Genomic DNA, 18,111 nt, shown 5'->3' with positions numbered 1-18,111 from the left:
TATGCGGCCGCCGCCCTCCCTGGGGCCCTCGACTCCCGTTCCTGCCTGCCCTTTCAAGGTATCTCCAAGGTTTGTTGCAGCCCGGCGGCGGATGCTGGTCGCCGTGCGGCGCCGACGCGGGGAGCGCCGCCCGGCGGTGACGCGGGGAGCGGCGGTGAGCGGACCGGGTGAGGGCGGGGGCGTGCTCGGCGCGCGGGCCGTGCTGATCGTGCTCCTCGTGGGCATGCGGGCCGTGGCCCGCGCGCAGGCGGCGCTCAGCGGTGCGACTCCTCCCGGGTGCGGCCCCGTTCGCCCGCCCGAGGGGCCCGGTCCCCGTGCCCCGGCCACCACGCCGCGTGCCCGATGAGGGCCGTCAGGGCGGGCGTGAACAGCATCGCCATGACGAACGCGGCGACGGCGATGCCGAAGGACAGGGAGAAACCCATCTGGGAGAGCGTCGAGTTGCCCGCGAGCGTCAGCGTGGCGAACGTCCCCGCGAGGATCACGCCCGCCGAGCCGATGGTCGGGCCCGAGTGCCGCACCGCGGTGCCCGCCGCGTCGTGCGGGTCGCGGCCCTCGCGGGCCTCCTCGCGCAGCCGCGAGACCATCAGGATGTTGTAGTCCGTGCCGAGCGCGACCACGAACAAGTACATGATCACGGGCAGCATGAACATCAGTCCTGGCTGGCTGCCGATCTGCTGGAAGAGGATCGACGTCGCGCCGAGCGTCGCGCCGAAGCCGAGCGCGACCGACAGCATCAGGTACCAGGGCGCCACCAGGCTGCGCAGCAGCAGGCCGAGGATGACCATGATGGCGATCGCGGCCACCGGGAAGACCACCGAGTAGTCGCGGTCCACGGCCTTGTTGATGTCGACGTACACCGCCGTCGTGCCGCCGACGAGGGCCTCCGTGCCGGCCGGCGCGTCGTCGTGGGCGGTGGGCCGCAGCTGGTCCTTGACGGTACCGAGGGCCTTCTCGGAGGCGGGCGGGTCGGTGAGCACGACCGAGTACGCGGCGGTCGTGCCGTCCCTGCTGACCCGTGGCGCGGCCACCGAGCCCACCCCGTCGACGGACTCCAACTGCTTGCGGAACGCGGCCGGTTGACCTGCGGCCAGTGGCTGGTCACCGGTCGACGTCAGATACACGAACGTCGGATCGGTGGTGCCCGCCGGGAAGCCCTTCTCCAGGTTGTCCTGCCAGACGATGGACTCCTTGTCCTTGGGCAGCGAGGACCCGGCGAGGTCGAAGTTCGCCTTGTAGCCGAGCGCGCCGAGCGCGAGGGCGCCCATGAACAGGGCCGAGACGACCGCCCACACGGCGGGCCTGCGGGCGATGGACGTGCCGAGCTTGGCGAAGCCCGTGCCCTGCGGCTCCCGCTGCCACGACTTCGACGGCCAGAACACCTTCGTGCCGAGCAGCGACACCACGGCCGGGACCAGGGTGAGCCCGGCGAGCAGGGTCAGGAACACGGCGATCGCGAGGGCCGGTCCCATCGAGCGCAGCATGCCGAGCGAGGAGAGCGTGAGCGCGGCGAACGCGACGATGACGGCGCCCGCCGCCGAGGTGATCGCCTCGCCGACCCGCTCCACGGCGTGCACCATGCCGCCCTTGGGATCCTCGCCCGCGCGCAGCGCCTCGCGGTAGCGGAAGAGCAGGAACAGGATGTAGTCCGTGCCGACGCCGAACAGGACGACGGTGAGCAGCTCCTGGATGGAGGAGTCGGCCTTCATGTCGAAGGCCTTGTTGGCCCAGGCGATCAGGCCCGTGGCCATCGGGGAGATCAGGCCGATGAGGACGACGGGCAGCAGCGCGATGATGGGGCTGCGGAAGATCACGAGCAGCAGCACGACGATGATGACGATCGTGCCGACGCCGACGAGCAGACCCGCGCGCTCGGACGCGTCGCTCTCGTCGAGGGCCTGCGCCGCCGAGCCGGTGATGCCCGCGCTGAGGCCGGTGCCCTTGAGCTCCGTCTTCAGGTCCTTGCGGAGCTGTTCGACGGCGTCCTGCTGCTTGGTGTCCTCGGGGTTGGTGATCTTCGGCATGGCCACGACGGCCGTCTGCACGCGCTTGTTGGGCGACAGGTCGCCGGGCGTGACGGCCTGGACGTCCTCGACCTTCTTCGCCTGGAGGTCTCCCGAGATCCGGGTGACGGCGGCGGAGTCGGCGGGCGTCAGCTGACGGCCGTCGGAGCGCTGGAAGACGACGATCGCGCCGATGTTCTCCTGCTGGGGGAAGTCCCGTTCCTGGAGGTCGGAGGCGCGGATGGATTCGTAGTGCCCGGGCAGGAAGCTCGCCTCGTCGGTGCTGGAGGTGAGCTTCGGTGCCAGCGAGATCACGGCGGCGGCCGCGACGACCCAGGCGAGGACGACCCACCAGGGGCGGCGGACCACGAACCGGCCCAGCGCAGAGAACATGACCCACTGCCTCTCCTCGCCCCCGAGGCACATCACATCCTGCCCAGGATCGGCCGGACCATGCGGGCGCGCCACTCGGGGCGGGCTCCCGGGGCCGCGGCCGCGGCCCCGGGAGACGAGGGGAGTACGGGCCCCGAATCAGAAGTTGATCATGTGTCCGGCGAGGCCGTGCACGGCCTCCTTGACGGCCTCGCCCAGGGTCGGGTGGGCGTGCACGTTGCGGGCCACCTCGTGCACCGTGAGGTCCCACTGCTGGGCCAGGGTCAGCTCGGGAAGCAGCTCCGTCACGTCCGGGCCGATCAGGTGGGCGCCGATGATCTCGCCGTACTTGGCATCGCTGATGATCTTCACGAAGCCGACGGTGTCGCCGAGGCCGTGCGCCTTGCCGTTCGCCTGGAACGGGAACTTGGCGACCTTGACGTCGAAGCCCTTCTCCTTGGCCTGCGCCTCCGTCCAGCCGAAGCTCGCGATCTGCGGCTGCGAGTAGGTGGCGCGCGGGATCATCGGGTAGTCGAGCTCCATCGTCTCGGCGTCCCCGATCGTCTCGGCGGCCACCACGCCCATGGACTCGGCGGTGTGCGCGAGCATCAGCTTGGCGGTGACGTCACCGATGGCGTAGATGTGCGGCACGTTCGTACGGCAGCGGCCGTCGACGTCGATCGCGCCGCGCTCGGTGAGGGCCACCCCGGTCGCCTCCAGGCCGTAGCCGGTGACGTTCGGCGCGAAGCCGATGGCCTGCAGGACCTTGTCGGCCTCCAGGACCTGCTGCTTGCCGTCCTTGGCGGTGACGGTGACGCGGACCTGCGCGCCGGACTCGTCGATGGACTCCACGCGGGTGGAGGTCAGCACGTCGATGCCGAGCTTGCGGTACTGCTTGGCGAGCTCCTTGGAGACGTCCGCGTCCTCCAGCGGCGCCACGCGGTCGAGGAACTCGACGATGGTGACCTTCACGCCGTAGTTGTGCAGGACGTACGCGAACTCGATGCCGATCGCGCCCGCGCCCGCGATCACCACGGAGCCCGGCAGCTCGTCGGCGAGGATCTGCTCCTCGTACGTGACCACGCGGTCGCTGCGGCGGGTGCCGGGCAGCAGCTTCGGCGTGGCACCGGTGGCGATGATGCAGTTGTCGAAGCCGATCGTGGTGGTGGTGCCGTCGGACTTGGCCACCTGGAGGGTGTTGGCGTCGAGGAAGGTGCCCCGGCCGTCGAACTCCGTGATCTTGTTCTTCTTCATCAGGAAGTGGACGCCCTTGACGCGGCCGTCCGCCACCGTGCGGCTGCGCCGGAACGCCTCGCCGTAGTCGAAGGACACCTCGCCGTCGACCTTGATGCCGTACGTCTTGGCCTCGTGCGTGAACAGGTGGGCCAGTTCGGCGTTGCGCAGGAGGGCCTTCGTCGGGATGCAGCCGACGTTGAGGCAGACGCCGCCCCAGTACTTCTCCTCCACGACCGCTACCCGCTTGCCCAGCTGGGCGGCGCGGATGGCGGCCACGTAACCGCCGGGTCCTGCTCCGAGCACGACGACGTCGAAGCGGTCATCCATGGGGTGGTTCCTCTCTGCGTTTGCGGTGCTGTGTGCAGCTCTGTGGTGTGGCTGACACGATCATCCGTCATACCCGCCCCGGGGTGGGGGGCGGGTCGGTGTGCTTGCCCCCTCAAGACTCTCGTACGAGTCGCCACTTGACCTCGCCGGCCTGCCGTTCGGCGGTGGGGGCGAGCCCGGCGGCGCGGGCCACGGCGGCGGACGCGGCGTGATCGGGGTGGACGTGCGCGCTCACCGACACCACCTCCGGGTGCCCGAGCAGCCAGGCGGTGAGGGCCCGCGCGGCCTCCGCCGCGATGCCGCGCCCCTGCCACGGCGTCCCCACCACCCACGCCACCTCGGCGGTCAGCTCACCGGGGCGGGGGCCGGGCGTGACGGTCGCCTGCACGGTGCCCGCGAGGCGGTCGTCGGCCCGGAGCCGGACGACCCAGTTGCACCAGGAGACCCCGGGCTCGGGCGCGCCCGCGAGCATGCGGGCGTACCGGGCGCGCAGCGCTTCGAGGTCGTCCGGGGCGCCGCCGATGAAGGCGTGCAGCGCCGGGTCGGCGAGGACGAGGGCCATCTCCTCGGCGTGCGCGAGGCGCAGGGGTTCGAGGACGAGCCGGTCGGTGCCGAGCGGTTCGGGGACGACCGGGCGGGTGCCGGAGCGGGTCACGCGTCCGCCGCCACCGGCTCCAGGATCACCACGGGCAGCACCCGCTCGGTCTGCCGCTGGTACTCGGCGTACCGGGGGAAGGCCGCCACCGCCCGCGCCCACCAGGCGGCGCGCTCCTCGCCCTCGGCCACGCGCGCCTCGTACTCCTTGACCACGGGGCCGTCCTGGAGCCGGACTCGGGGGTGGGCGAGCACGTTGTGGTACCAGGCGGGGTGCTTGGGCGCGCCGCCGACGGAGCCGACGGCGACGTAGCGCTCGCCGTCGCGCACGCGGATCACCGGGGTCTTGCGGATCTTCCCGGACCTGGCGCCCCTGGTGGTGAGGACGACGGTGGGGAAGCCGTGCAGCATGGTGCCGTCCAGGCCGCCGCTGGACTCGTAGCGCTCGACGTGCTCCGCCACCCAGTCCCAGGTGTTGGGGGCGTAGTCGCCGTCCAGCGTGCGGTCGTCCGCTGTGCTCATGCGGGCTCCTTCGACAAGTTCGACCAGGGCGTACGGGACGGTCGGAGACCGGCCCGGTTGGTGCCAACCGGCCGGACCCGCGAACTCTTCCCGTGCGCCCGCGCCCCCGGGGCCCGACGGCCGACGGCCGCCGGGAGCGCGTGGCTCCGGGCGGCCGTGGTTCCTGGACTCCGTGGTCGCAGGACGACGTTGTGCGGCCCCCGATGCTCGGGACATCGGGGGCCGCGTACCTCGGCTGCCTCCCCCCACGAAAGGTGGCCGAGGGGTCAGGGGGACGGAAGGACCGTCAGAAGTTCAGGAGCGCCCCCTCGGTGAGCGCCGCGTCCTTCATGCAGGGGTTGCCGAACGTGGTCGTCCAGGCGACGTGCTTGCCCTGCCAGACACCGCTCACGGAGACGATGACCGGGTTCCACTCCTTGGTACACAAGGCCTTGGGCTCCTTGTCCACGAGCGCGTCGAACCGCGCGCCCACGGCGCCGGCCTCCGCGCAGGCGGCACGCGGTGCCGGGTGGGTGCCCGAGGCCTTGGGCGCACACGTCAGGGTGACCGCGCGCTGCACCGTGGCCGTTGCGGCGTCTTCGCCCTGGCCGACGGTGAGCACGAGGTCCGACGGCGCGTACAGGCCCATCGGCTTCGGCGTGGCGGCCTGGGCCGCGCCCGTCGTGACCGCCGAGACGGCCAGGACACCGGCGGCCACGGCCGCGGCCGCGCTCACGGTCTTGAGGAGGTGACGCACTGGATGCTCCTTCAACTGCGGGTGAGTGGTACGAGAATGGGTGTTGCGTACCGATACTGCTGCGCGTTACGGACGGGTTGCGTGCCGTAGCGGCGATTGCGTTGGGGAGTCTGGCAAGTGCGCTGAGTGAGCAGCAAACCGATGGTCGATTTCCGGATGCTGGCGTCCGCTGAGCGAGGCACGCATGGCCGTTCGGGCAGCTCAACGTATGCGGGAGCGCGCCCACAAACCATGCGGCGCGCCGTTTTGACACTGGTGGTATAAACCAAAACAACCATCTGACCTGGGAAAATGAGCGGTTGGTCGTTTTCCGCGGCGTGGGCTTCGACCGGAAACCGGTGCTTGACCGGGTGGGTGCCAGCAGGTAACCACCGGGGCGGATGGCGCGCCCGTGAGGCCTGCGACGGACGCTGAAGCAGGGGCGACGACGGGCATCGGCCCAGGTGACGGCGTTATGCGAGGGGCACGGCGCGGCGCGCTTCCACCGGGCTCAGCAGCTGCCCTTGCTTGAAAGCGGTTGTGTACGACTCCGCGCCCAGACGGGTGCGGGCCGCGGCCGCCACGCGGTCCACGTCCCCGCGCTCGGCGTCCGGCAGCGGCGCGCCCACGGACGCGCGTGCCGCCGCGGCCGCGCCGAGCAGCGTCGCCGCCATGCCGTGCGCCCCCGCGGCCGCCTCGGCCCCCGCGAGGCCCTCCAGGGCGAGGGCGAGCGCCCTCGGGTCGCCCAGGGGCAGCGCCGCGGCGAACCCGTCCGCGTGCAGCGCCCGGGCCGCCGCCGCGTCGCCGCGCAGCTCCGCCGCGAAGCCGAGCTCGGCGAGCGCGAGCGTCACGCCCGGCCCGTAGTCGGCCTTGCGGAACCACGCGAGGAGCTCGCGCATGTGCCGCTCGGCGCCGTCCAGGTCGCCCTCCCTGCGCGCCCCGAGCCCGAGGCCGATCAGGGCGTCGATCTCGCCGGAGCGGAAGCTGTGGTCACGCGCCAGCTTCAGGGCCTGCTCATGATCGGCGCGGGCCCCCGCCAGATCGCCGGTGAGCAGTGCGATCCGGCCACGCCCGGACAGGCGCTTGGAGGCCTCCGCCCACAGGCCGAGCCGCTCCGCGACGGCGAGCCCCTCGCCGTGCAGCCGCGCGGCCTCGGCGTAGTCACCCGCGATCTCGCTCAGCGCGGCCAGCGGGAACACCGTCTGCAACTGCCCCAGCGCATCGCCGAGTTCACGGAAGAGACGGGCGCTGCGCTCGCTGTCGCGCCGCACCGCGGCCAGGTCGCCGTGCGCCATGGCGTGCCGGGCCCGCACGCCGAGCGCGGCCGCGGTGCCCCAGCGGTCGCCGAGCGCGTCGAAGGCGTCGAGCGCCTCGTTCACCAGGCGCTCCCCGGTGCGCACGGCGCCCGCGCCGAGCTGCGCGGAGCCGAGGATCCACAGCGCGGTGGCGCGCCCCGACGGATCGTCGACGTGCTGGTACGCGGCCAGGGCGGCGGCGAGGGGCGGGTCGACGTCGGGGCCGGACACCGGGCCGCCGGTGCCGGAACCGGTCCCGGCGCAGGCGTCGGTGAACCCTTCGTCGCCCTCGCGCAGGGCGATCCCGGTGCGCCAGGCCAGCGCGAGCGCCCGCGCGGCGGCCGTCCCCGGTGCCAGCCCCGTGGCCACGGGCGCGAGCGCCAGGGCCGCGTCGAGGGAGCGGCGCGCCTCGGCGACACGGCCCCGCAGCACCCAGTACCAGGCGAGCGCGTTCACCATCCGCAGCGCCCGCTCCACGGCCCCGCCCGCGACCGCCGCGTCCAGGGCCCGGCGCAGATTGCCGCTCTCCTCGTCGAGCCGTTCCAGCCACCGCCGCTGCTCCGGGCCGCGCAGCGCGGCGCCGCCGCGCTCGGCGAGCGCGGCGTAGTGGACGCTGTGCCGCTCGCGCACCTCCTCGGCCTCGCCCGCCTCCCGCAGCCGCTCGGCCCCGTACGCCCGTACGGATTCGAGTACGCAGTAGCGCGGCCCTTCCGGCCGGTCGGACGCCACCACAAGGGAGCGGTCCACCAGGCGTGCGAGCAGGTCGAGTACGTCCGGGGCGCGCACCGCGCCGCCCGCGCCGACCGCCTCCGCGGCGGCGAGGCCGCAGCCGTCGTGCACGGCGAGCCTGCGCAGCACCGTGCGCTCGGGCCCGCTGAGCAGCGACCAGCTCCAGTCGATCACCGCGCGGAGGGTGCGCTGCCGGGCCGGGGCGCCGCGGAAGCCGCGGCCAAGCAGCGCGAACCGGTCGTCGATCCGCGCCAGCAGGCCGTGCACGCCCATCGTGCGGACCCGGGCCGCGGCGAGTTCCAGGGCCAGCGGCAGCCCGTCGAGCCGTACGCACAGCTCCGCGACGGCCTCGGCGTCGTCCGCGCCCAGCGCCGCCGCGCCGGGGCCGAGCCCGGCCCGCCGCACGAACAGCTCCATCGCGCCTTCGAGTTTCAGCGGCGGCACCGGGCGCACCCGCTCGCCGCTCACGTCGAGCGGCTCCTGGCTGGTGGCGAGGACGGTGAGGTCCGGCACATCGTGCAGCAGCCCGGCGGCGACCTCGGCCACGGCGTCCACCACGTGCTCGCAGTTGTCGAGCACGAGGAGCAGGCGCCGGGCGCGCAGCGCGTCCGTCAGCCGGGCCACGGCGTCCAGGGGCGGGCCCGCCCCTGGCTCCTCGTGGAGGCCGAGGACCCGGGCCACGGCCTCGGCGACGGCGTCCGCCGTCCGGTCGCGGCCCGCGTCGATCCCCGCGAGCTCGACGAGCCACACCCCGTCGGGGAAGTCGGGCGCGAGTCCGCGCGCCGCCGCCACCGCGAGCCGCGTCTTGCCCACGCCGCCGGGCCCGGTGAGCGTCACCAGGCGCGTGCTGCCGAGGAGCGCACGCACCTCGGGCACGGCGTCGTCCCGGCCGACGAGACCGGAGACGGGCGCGGGCAGGTTGGTGCGGGCGCCGGAGGGTCCGGCCGACGGGCGGGGGAGCGCGTCCCGGGAAGTGGATCCGCCCGCTCCGTCGGGCGCCCGGGACGTCGTGCCGAGCGCGGGGGACGCCGCGCCGGACGCCGGGGACGGCCCGTCGAGCCCCGGGTCCTGGCGCAGGATCGCCCCGTGCAGCGCGGCCAGCTCCGGCCCCGGTGCGAGCCCGAGGTCGGCGGCGAGGCGGCGCCGCAGGTCCTCGTACGCGGCGAGGGCCTCCGTCTGGCGGCCCGACCGGTACAGCGCCAGCAGCTGCGCCGCCCGCAGCCGCTCCCGCGCGGGGTGGCGGACGACCAGGTCGGCGAGGTCCGCGGCCAGCGGCCCGTGCTCGCCGAGGTCGAGCCGCGCCTCGGCCTGCTCCTCCCGCGCGGTGAGCCGGGCCTCGTCGAGCCGGTCCACCGCGCCCCGCGCGAACGCCTCGCCCGCGAAGTCAGCGAACGCCTCGCCGCGCCACAGGTCCAGGGCGTCCGCGAGCAGCCGCACCCGCTCGCGCGGCCCCTCGGCGCCGCGCGCCCGCTCGACCAGGGCCGTGAAGCGGGTCGCGTCCACGTCGTCCGGGCCGACAAGCAGCGCGTACCCGGCGGGCCCCGACGCGACCAGGTCGCGGCCGCCCGGCTCGGCCCGCTCCAGGGCGCGCCGCAGCTGGGACACCTTGCCCTGGAGGGCGTTGGCCGGGTGGTCCGGCAGGGCCTCGCCCCACAGCCCGTCGATGAGGCGCTGGGCGGAGACCGGCCGCCCTGGGTGCACGAGCAACTGGGCGAGCAGCGCACGGACCTTGGCACCCGGCACGGTGACGGCCGCGCCGTCCGTCGTCCGCACCGCCAGCGGACCGAGCACCCCGAATCGCATGCCGACGACGATATCCCGCCAGGTGAACGGCGCGATCACCTCAGGGGCAGCGCGACGGCAGCGCACCGGTAGCGGACCGACAGCGGACCGACAGCCGACCGAAAGCGCCCGCCCGCAGGGTGATGACCACAGGCCGCGGCGCACCAGAGCCCGGCCCCTCACCACGGAGCGACCCTCATGAACACCACCACTCCCGCCGCCGCCCCGACGCCCGCCACGGTCACCGTCATCGGCCTCGGCAACCTCGGCCAGGCCCTCGCCCGCTCCTTCGTCGACCAGGGCCACAAGGTCACCGTCTGGAACCGCTCGCAGGGCAAGGCGGACGAACTCGTCGCCCTCGGCGCCACCCTCGCGCCCACGCCGACCGCCGCCGTCGAGGCCAGTGAGCTGGTCGTCGTCTGCGTCCTGGACTACACGACGGTCCGTGCCCTGCTCACGCCGGTCGGCGGCGCCCTGGCGGGCCGCGTCGTCGTCAACCTGACGTCGGGCACCCCCGACCCCGCCCGCGAGCTCGGCATCTGGGTCACCGAGCAGGGCGCGGCCTACGTCGACGGCGCGGTGTACGCGATCCCGCAGACCATCGGAACCCCGGAGGCCTTCGTCCTGTACAGCGGCGACGCCGAGGCCTTCGCCGCGCACCGGCCGCTCCTGGAGCCGCTCGGCTCGCCGGTGTTCGTCGGCGCCGACGCCGGGCTCGCGCCGGTGCACGACGTGGCCCTGCTCAGCGGCATGTACGGGATGTTCGCCGGCTTCTTCCAGACCGTCGCGGTCGGCCGCTCGGCCGGGATCGAGGCGGCGCAGGTCACCGAACTCCTCGTCCGCTGGCTGAAGGAGGCGCTCGGCGCGCTGCCCGCCTTCGCCGCCGAGATCGACGCGCGCGACTACCGCACGGAGACGTCGAACATCGACATCAACGCCGTCGGGCTCGCCAACATCCTCACCGCGACCAGGGCCCAGGGCGTCGGCGTGGATCTGCTCCAGCCGCTGCACGAGCTCTTCCAGCGGCAGCTGGCCGAGGGCCACGGCAGCGAGAGCATGGCCCGCGCCATCGAGTCCCTGCGCTAGGGCCTGTCCGGTGGGCCGGCGCGGCGGACGGTGGGCCGGCGCGCCGGGCGTGCGGCACCGCAGCCGCGGGGCCGCACGTCAAGGCCGTGTCAACGTCCCGGTGACGGCTGACAAGGATGCGTCAATGGCCGTGTCCCAAGTCCCCCGCACCCGCTTCGGTGGGGGAAGTCACCCAGGACGCCAGGGAGTTGAGGAACATGAGCGCCGAGAACGTGGTGGGACTTCTGATCGCCGCCGCCCTCGTCGGGTACCTCGTCCTCGCGCGGCTCTACCCCGAGAGGTTCTGACACCGGCGCGATGACGGACGTACGACCCGGACAGCTGAAGATCTACCTCGGCGCGGCACCGGGGGTCGGCAAGACCTGCCGCATGCTCGACGAGGGCCGCCGCAGGGCCGCCCGCGGCGCGGACGTCGTCGTCGGCTACGTGGAGAGCCACGGGCGGCCGCACACCGAGGACGCCCTGGCACAGGCGCGGTCCCGCGGCGTGACGGCCGTCGACCGGGCCCGCTGCTCCTACCGGGGCGAGCAGTTCACCGAGCTGGACCTGGACGCGCTGCTCGCCCGCCGCCCCCAGGTCGTGCTCATCGACGACCTCGCCCACACCAACGTGCCGGGCGAGGGCCGCAACCCCAAGCGCTGGCAGGACGTCGACCGGCTGCTCACCGCCGGGATCGACGTCGTGACCACGGTCAACATCCAGCACCTGGAGTCCCTCAACGACGTCGTCGAGAAGATCACCAAGGTGCCGCAGGCCGAGACCGTCCCCGACGAGGTGGTGCGCCGCGCCCACCAGATCGAACTCGTCGACATCGCCCCCGAGTCGCTGCGCCGCCGCATGGCGCACGGCAACATCCACGCCCCCGAGAAGGTCGACGCGGCCCTCGCCAACTACTTCCGCACCGGCAACCTCACGGCCCTGCGCCAGCTCGCCCTGCTGTGGCTGGCCGACCGCGTCGACGAGGCCCTCCAGGCCTACCGCTCCGAGCACGGCATCGGCGGCGTGTGGGAGACCCGCGAGCGCGTCGTCGTCGGCCTCACCGGCGGGCCCGAGGGCGACACCCTGGTCCGCCGGGCCGCCCGCATCGCCGACCGCTCGGTGGGCGGCGAACTGCTCGCCGTGCACATCACGCGCAGCGACGGGCTTGCCGCCGGGACCTCGCACGCGGCCCTGACCCGGCAGCGGCGCCTGGTGGAGGACCTCGGCGGCAGCTACCACTCGGTGGTCGGCGACGACGCGGCGAGCGCCCTCGTGGAGTTCGCGCGCGCCGAGAACGCCACCCAGCTCGTCCTCGGCTCCAGCCGCCGCGGCCGCTTCGAGCGGTTCCTCACCGGGCGCGGCACCGGCGAGACCGTCGTGGCGCTCTCCGGGGCCATCGACGTCCACACCGTGACGCACGAACGCGCCGGGCACGGCACGCTCCTGCCCTCCCGCAGACGCACCCTCTCCGGCCCCCGCCGCGTCGCGGGACCGGTGGCGGGGCTGCTCCTTCCCCTCGCCCTGACCTTCCTGCTCGACCTGGACGTCGCCCGCGGGCACCTGAACCTCACCAGTGAGGCGCTGCTCTTCCTGCTCGCCGTGGTGGGCGTGGCCTGCATCGGCGGCGTGGCCTCCGCGGTGGTCGCGTCCGTGACCGCCTCGCTGCTGCTCAACTACTGGTTCATGCCGCCCGTCGGGCACTTCACGCTCGGCGATCCCAACAGCGTGCTGGCGCTCGCGGTGTTCGCCATCGTCGCGGCCACCGTCGCCGCCGTCGTCGACCGCTCGCTGCGCCTGTCCCGGCGCTCCGCGCGCGCCACCGCGGAGGCCGAGACGATGTCGGCGCTCGCGGGCACCATCGTGCGCGGCGGCCGGCCCGTGCCCGCGCTCCTCGAACGGGCCCGCGAGGCCTTCGGCGTGACCGCCGCCGAACTGGTCGAGCGGCCGCCCGACACCACCGACGCCTTGGTCACCGCCGTGCCCGCGGGCAATGACACCTACCTGGTGCTGCGCGGGCGCACCCTGCCGTCCGCCGACCGGCGCGTGCTCACCGCGTTCGCCGCGCACGTCGGCGCCGCCGTGGAGCGGGCCCGGCTCGCCGAGGCCGCCGCCGAGGTGGAGCCGGTCAAGGCCGCCGACCGGATGCGCACGGCCCTGCTGCGGGCCGTCGGCCACGACCTGCGCACGCCGCTGGCCGCAGCCCTCGCCGCGATCGGCTCGCTGCGCAGCCCCGACCTGGACTTCTGCGAGCAGGACCGGCAGGAGCTGCTCGCCACCGCGGAGGAGTCCATGACCCGGCTCAACCGGCTCGTCGACAACCTGCTCGACATGAGCCGCCTCCAGGCGGGCGCCCTCAAGCTGGAGCTGCGCGCCACCGCCCTCGAAGAGGTCCTCGGGCCCGCCCTCGACTCGCTGCCGGTGGCCTGCCCCGTGGACACCGGCGGCCTGGAGGAGATCCCCGCGGTCCTCGCCGACCCGCCGCTCCTGGAACGCGTGCTCGCCAACCTCGTCAACAACGCCGCCCGGCACACCCCGCCCGGCGGCCGGGTCCTGGTCACCGCGAGCGCCCTGGCGGGCCGCGTCGAGGTGCGCGTCGTGGACCGGGGCCCCGGCCTCCCGGCCGCCGACCGCGACCGCGTCTTCGAGCCGTTCCAGCGGCTCGGCGACACCGACAACACCACGGGGCTCGGCCTCGGCCTCGCCCTGTCCCGGGGCCTCGCCGAGGCGATGGACGGCACCCTCACGCCGGAGGACACCCCCGGCGGCGGCCTCACCATGGTCCTCTCGCTGCCCTTCGCCGCACACTTCGCCGAGGTCAACGGTGCGCGTAGCGTCGGCGTCTGGCATTCTGAGCGCCTTTGAGTGTTGGGCGGCCTGGAGCAGGTCGAGCGCAGGGAGCTGGAGTACCGGGGCGCGACGTTCACCGAGATGGACGTGGACACGGTCCTGCGCCGGGCCCCCGCCGTGGCCCTCGTGGACGAGCTGGCCCACACGAACGTGCCCGGTTCGCGCAACGCCAAGCGCTGGCAGGTACTTGCAGCAGTACCGGGGCGAGCACAACATCCGCTCGACCTGGCAGGCCCGCGAGCGCATCGTCGTCGGCCTCACCGGCGGCCCCGAGGGCCGCACCCTGCTGCGCCGCGCCGCCCGCCTCGCCGAGAAGGGCGCGGGCGGCGAGGTCCTCGCCGTCTACATCGCCCGCAGCGACGGCCTGACCGCCGCGTCGCCCAAGGAACTCGCGATCCAGCGCACCCTGGTCGAGGACCTCGGCGGCTCCTTCCACCAGGTGATAGGCGAGGACATCCCCGCGGGCATCCTGGAGTTCGCCCGCGGCGTCAACGCCACCCAGATCGTCCTCGGCGTCTCGCGCCGCAAGGCCTGGCAGTACGCCTTCGGGCCAGGCGTCAGCGCCATGGTGGCCCGCGAGTCCGGGCCCGACCTGGACGTCCACCTCGTCACCCACGACGAGGTCGGCACCGGTACGGGCCTGTCCCGCACCCCGCGCACCGCCCGGCTCAGCGGCAACCGCCTCATCTGGGGCTGGCTCATCGGCATGGTCGGCCCCGTGCTGCTCGCCGTGCTGCTGCGCGGGGTCGCGCCGGGCCTCGGCCTCGCCAACGACATGCTGCTGTTCCTGACCCTGACGGTCGCGGCGGCCCTGCTCGGCGGCATGCTCCCGGCCCTTGCCTCCGCGGCGTTCGGCTCCCTGCTGCTCAACTACTACTTCACGCCACCCGTCCACCACGTACTGATCTCCAACCCCAGGAACATCGTCGCGCTGGTGATCTTCATCGGGGTCGCGGTGTCCGTGGCGTCCGTGGTCGACCTGGCCGCCCGGCGCACCCACCAGGCCGCGCGGCTGCGCGCCGAGTCGGAGATCCTCTCCCACCTCGCGGGCAGCGTCCTGCGCGGCGAGAACAGCCTGGAATCGCTCCTGGAGACCGTCCGGGAGACCTTCGCCATGGAGGCCGTCGCCCTCCTGGAGCGCGCGAGCGACACGGCGCCCTGGACCTGCGCGGGCAGCGTCGGCACCCGGCCGCACGCGGCGACCAGGCGCGCACCCTCGCCGAGGGCAACCGCATCCGCACCGCGCTGCTCGCCGCCGTCAGCCACGACCTGCGCACCCCGCTCGCCGGCATCAAGGCGTCGGTGTCCAGCCTGCGCTCCGACGACATCGAGTGGTCCGAGGAGGACCGGGCCGAGCTCCTGGAGGCGATCGAGGCGGGCGCCGACCGGCTCGACCACCTCGTCGGCAACCTCCTGGACATGTCCCGCCTCCAGACCGACACCGTCCAGCCCATGGTTCGCGAGATCGACCTCGACGAGGTCGTCCCGCTCGCCCTGGAGAGCATGACCGCGCCCGCCGAGAACGTCGTCCTCGACATCCCCGAGGACCTGCCGATGGTCGCCGCCGACAAGGGCCTCCTGGAGCGCGCCGTCGCCAACGTCATCGAGAACGCCCTGAAGTACAGCCCCGAGGGCGAGAGCGTCCTCGTCGCCGCCAGCACCACCGCCGACCAGGTGCAGCTGCGCGTCGTGGACCGCGGCCCCGGCGTCCCCGACGACGCCAAGGAGCGCATCTTCGAGCCGTTCCAGCGCTACGGCGACGCCCCGCGCGGCGCCGGGGTCGGCCTCGGCCTCGCCGTCGCCCGCGGCTTCACCGAGGCCCTCGGCGGCACCCTCACCGCCGAGGACACCCCGGGCGGCGGCCTCACCATGGTCCTGGTCCTGCGCATGGCCCCCGGGCGCGCGCCGAGCCGGTCGGACCTCCCGGCGGCGGCCACGTCGTAGCGGCGCGGGGGCGGTCAGCCGAGCCGCACCGTGACCTTCTGCGTGCCGCCCCGGGTACCCGCGAGGTCGCCGAAGACGAGCTCCAGGCGGTCGCCCGTGGCGGCCGAGGTCACGGTGGCGGGCCTGCCCGTGACCTCGGCGACCGGCCGCCGCCAGACCACCGTCAGGCCGCCGCCCGCGGCCCGGGTCGGGTCGCTGACGCACACCGTCGCCGTACCGTCGGACCGCTCGGTGACCAGGACGGAGCACGCGGCGCTCGCGCCGAGCGGCCCGGCCGTGCCGCCCGCCCAGAAGTTCACGGCCGCGCAGCCGAGCGCGGGCACGGCGATGCCCTGCGCGCCTTCCGAGTTGGCGAGGATCCGCAGCCAGTCGACGGCCGCCGCCCGCTCGGCGGTGCGGGCGGCGCTCGCGCCGGGCAGCAGCAGATAGGCGTACGTCCCGGCCGTGGGGTCGGTGCCGTGGTCGACGTACAGGGTGAGGTAGGTGCGGGTCAGGGGCGTCGTGGAGCCGCCCCGGTTGATGTCGCTCCACTTGCCGGTGCGCTGTTCGCGCAGCGCCTTCACGGTGGCGCCGCCGGGGAAGACGTAGCCGCCGTGCCCGCCGATGTGCGCCCACCGGGCGCCGGTCAGCGTCTGCGACCAGGGCGTGGCGACGGGCTTGGTGACGCCGTCGGCCTGGAAGGGGGCGCGGCCCGCCGCCCCCAGGTTGCGGTTCTCCACCGTCGATTCCACCGCCGTGCCGTCCGCGCAGCCGATGCCCGCGCCCAGGCACACGATCGTGTCGTCCAGGCAGAACCACGACTTGCGCGCCGACAGGGTGCTCTGCAGCCCCTTCAGATGCTGCCCGACACACGCCCGCTGCCCGTCCGTGGCACCGCCCACCCAGCGCACCGCGGGCCGCGCCGCGCCCCAGTCCCCGCCCGCCCCGTCCGCGAGGACCTTGCGCGACGCGGTGGTGCCGGGCAGCCGGTAGGGGTCGACGGTGGGCCAGTAGGCATCGCTGTACTGGCCGTTGGCATAGGTGTCGCCCCACCAGGCGAGCAGCCCCGAGCCGGTGTGCCAGCCGCGCAGGTTCTCGCCGTTGCCGGTCTCGTAGTACGTGATGCGGGAGTCGGCCATGCTGATCGACGCGGCCCAGCCGGGGCGCCGGTGCGTGGCCCGCGCCATGTCGGGGAAGAGCCGGTGGCCGGTCGGCTCGGGCACCGGCGCCACGGAGGCATCGTCCTCGACGCCCTTGAGGCGGGCCAGGGCGGCGATGCCGAGGTGCGGGTCGGCGAGCGGCGGGCTGTAGTGGTCGCGGCGCATCCAGCCCTTCACCAGGCCGCGCCAGCGCGCCCGTTCGGCGGCGGACGCGCCCTGGCCGAGCAGCACCACCGACGCCAGGATCGGATGGCCGCGCAGATGGTCGTCGGCCTGGACCCCCTGCGCGTCGGACGCGGCCACGCCCCGGCTGAGCGCGCGGCCCGCGACGCAGTCCATCACCAGGCCGTTGTGGAGGAAGGGCGCCCACGCGTGCTCGACGGCGTCGAACACGGTCTGCCGCTCGGGGTCGGTGACCGCCCAGGGCGAGTCGGCGAGCAGGGCGAACAGCAGGCCGAGCCCGCCGAGCAGCACCGATCCGTAGGAGCCGGTGTAGGGCACGGTGGTGTGCTGGATGAACGAGCCGTCGTGGTACAGGCCGTCGCCGCTCGTCACGTACGGGAAGACGGGCGACAGGGCGTCCCGGGCCAGGGCGAGCTTCGCCGGGGCCGCGCCCACGATCCCGCGCAGCGCGAGCACCCGGCACAGGTCCACGCGGTTGGCGCCGGTGCTGGTGCCGGTGTAGCGCGCGACCGCCGAGTCGGGCACGAAGTGGTCGACGGCCGCGCAGAACCGCGCCACCTGCTCCGCCGACAGCGCGTCGTACAGCAGCACGCAGCTGTCGAGCAGGGCCTGCGGGGCGCCGATCTGCCAGCTCCACCAGTTGCCGAAGCGCACCTGGCGCTCGTTGTAGACCTGCGCGTACAGATGGTCGAGCCCCTTGAGGACGTCGGCGCGCAGCCCGGCGTCCCCGGTCAGGCCGGTGCCCGGCTGGCAGGCGGCCTGCGCGAGGGTGGCGAGCCGGGTGTAACTGGCCACGACGTTCGCCGAGTACGCGAACGACTCCTGGTCGGTGTCCGGTTCGGGGTCGGCGTACGGCAGGTCGGGCCAGAGGGAGCCGCTCGCCGGGGCCATCGCCGCACGCCACCGCCGCGCGGAGGCACCGAGCCCGGCGAGCCGGCTCGTGAAGGGCTCTTCGGTCGGCTTGAACCCCTCGCCGAGGACGAGGGCGCGCCAGGCGGCACGCAGGCCGGCGTACGGATCCGGCGCCGCGGCCCGGGCGGCGGGGCCGCCGGGGGCGCCGAGCACGAGGGCGGTGCCGGTGGTCAGGAGGAAGGCGCGGCGGGGCCATGAGGGCATGCTGAACTCCCGGGAGGGAAAGGGGGAGCGGCGGGTGCGGTGTCGCCTAGCAAGCGCTTTCTAGCATGGGACGCCGGGCCCCTCAAGACCCCGCGGCCCCTCCTTCTTCACTCCGCGGTGCCGGGGCCTGCGGCTGGGCCGCCCGCTCCAGGAACCGGAGCAGCTCGACGGGGAAGGGCAGCACGAGGGTGGAGTTCTTCTCGGCTGCGACGGCCACGACGGTCTGGAGCAGGCGGAGTTGG

The 18,111-nt window shown here is 74.3% G+C and carries 10 protein-coding genes and 2 pseudogenes; 4 read left to right on the top strand and 8 right to left on the bottom strand.

Annotation, left to right across the window (positions count from 1 at the left end; translation table 11 throughout):
• Nucleotides 1-254 precede the first annotated feature (254 nt).
• The 6 genes from IG74_RS0116015 to IG74_RS0115990 all read right to left on the bottom strand — a co-directional run bounded on the left by IG74_RS0116015 (nt 255) and on the right by IG74_RS0115990 (nt 9,596).
• Nucleotides 255-2,396, bottom strand: coding sequence for an MMPL family transporter (locus IG74_RS0116015; RefSeq protein WP_051854947.1), 2,142 nt, complete (start codon nt 2,394-2,396; stop codon nt 255-257).
• 138 nt (nt 2,397-2,534) lie between these two features.
• Complete coding sequence (gene lpdA / locus IG74_RS0116010) at nt 2,535-3,938, bottom strand: dihydrolipoyl dehydrogenase (RefSeq protein ID WP_030676508.1); 1,404 nt, start codon at nt 3,936-3,938, stop codon at nt 2,535-2,537.
• Between the two features lie 112 nt (nt 3,939-4,050).
• Nucleotides 4,051-4,593 carry a GNAT family N-acetyltransferase gene (locus IG74_RS0116005; RefSeq protein WP_030676505.1) on the bottom strand — a complete coding sequence of 181 codons (543 nt, stop codon included), beginning with the start codon at nt 4,591-4,593 and terminating at the stop codon, nt 4,051-4,053.
• On the bottom strand, nt 4,590-5,054 hold the full coding sequence (locus tag IG74_RS0116000) for a nitroreductase family deazaflavin-dependent oxidoreductase (protein ID WP_030676502.1): 465 nt from the start codon (nt 5,052-5,054) through the stop codon (nt 4,590-4,592). Before IG74_RS0116000 ends, IG74_RS0116005 begins: the two co-directional genes overlap by 4 nt.
• Nucleotides 5,055-5,340: 286 nt before the next feature.
• Nucleotides 5,341-5,790: a subtilase-type protease inhibitor gene (locus tag IG74_RS0115995; RefSeq protein ID WP_030676499.1), complete on the bottom strand. Its 450-nt coding sequence runs from the start codon at nt 5,788-5,790 to the stop codon at nt 5,341-5,343.
• 452 nt (nt 5,791-6,242) lie between these two features.
• A complete protein-coding gene (locus tag IG74_RS0115990; protein ID WP_030676496.1) occupies nt 6,243-9,596 on the bottom strand; it encodes an AfsR/SARP family transcriptional regulator in 3,354 nt (1,117 codons plus the stop codon).
• Between the two features lie 177 nt (nt 9,597-9,773).
• On the opposite strand from IG74_RS0115990, the gene IG74_RS0115985 reads away from it, so the two are divergent.
• From IG74_RS0115985 to IG74_RS45895, 4 genes and pseudogenes are all read left to right on the top strand, one after another.
• Nucleotides 9,774-10,661, top strand: a complete 888-nt coding sequence (locus tag IG74_RS0115985; RefSeq protein WP_030676493.1) for an NAD(P)-dependent oxidoreductase — start codon at nt 9,774-9,776, stop codon at nt 10,659-10,661.
• 197 nt (nt 10,662-10,858) lie between these two features.
• The gene (gene kdpF, locus IG74_RS48715) at nt 10,859-10,948 is read left to right on the top strand and encodes a K(+)-transporting ATPase subunit F (RefSeq protein WP_037825521.1); all 90 of its coding nucleotides are present in this window, start codon (nt 10,859-10,861) and stop codon (nt 10,946-10,948) included.
• A gap of 10 nt (nt 10,949-10,958) precedes the next feature.
• Nucleotides 10,959-13,502 carry an ATP-binding protein gene (locus tag IG74_RS0115975; RefSeq protein WP_030676491.1) on the top strand — a complete coding sequence of 848 codons (2,544 nt, stop codon included), beginning with the start codon at nt 10,959-10,961 and terminating at the stop codon, nt 13,500-13,502.
• Nucleotides 13,503-15,431, top strand: a pseudogene (locus IG74_RS45895) (ATP-binding protein); the annotation flags it as partial. It abuts the gene before it with no gap.
• 14 nt (nt 15,432-15,445) lie between these two features.
• Here IG74_RS45895 and IG74_RS0115965 read toward each other — a convergent pair.
• Both IG74_RS0115965 and IG74_RS52090 read right to left on the bottom strand, forming a co-directional pair.
• A complete protein-coding gene (locus IG74_RS0115965; protein WP_030676488.1) occupies nt 15,446-17,869 on the bottom strand; it encodes a polysaccharide lyase 8 family protein in 2,424 nt (807 codons plus the stop codon).
• 91 nt (nt 17,870-17,960) lie between these two features.
• Nucleotides 17,961-18,111, bottom strand: a pseudogene (locus IG74_RS52090) (slipin family protein); the annotation flags it as partial.

Origin of the sequence: Streptomyces sp. NRRL B-1347, assembly GCF_000720325.1 — a bacterium.
In the GTDB taxonomy this organism is placed as follows: Bacteria; Actinomycetota; Actinomycetes; order Streptomycetales; family Streptomycetaceae; genus Streptomyces.
Note: the sequence above shows the minus strand (reverse complement) of the source record. Positions and strands in the feature narration are given on the sequence as shown.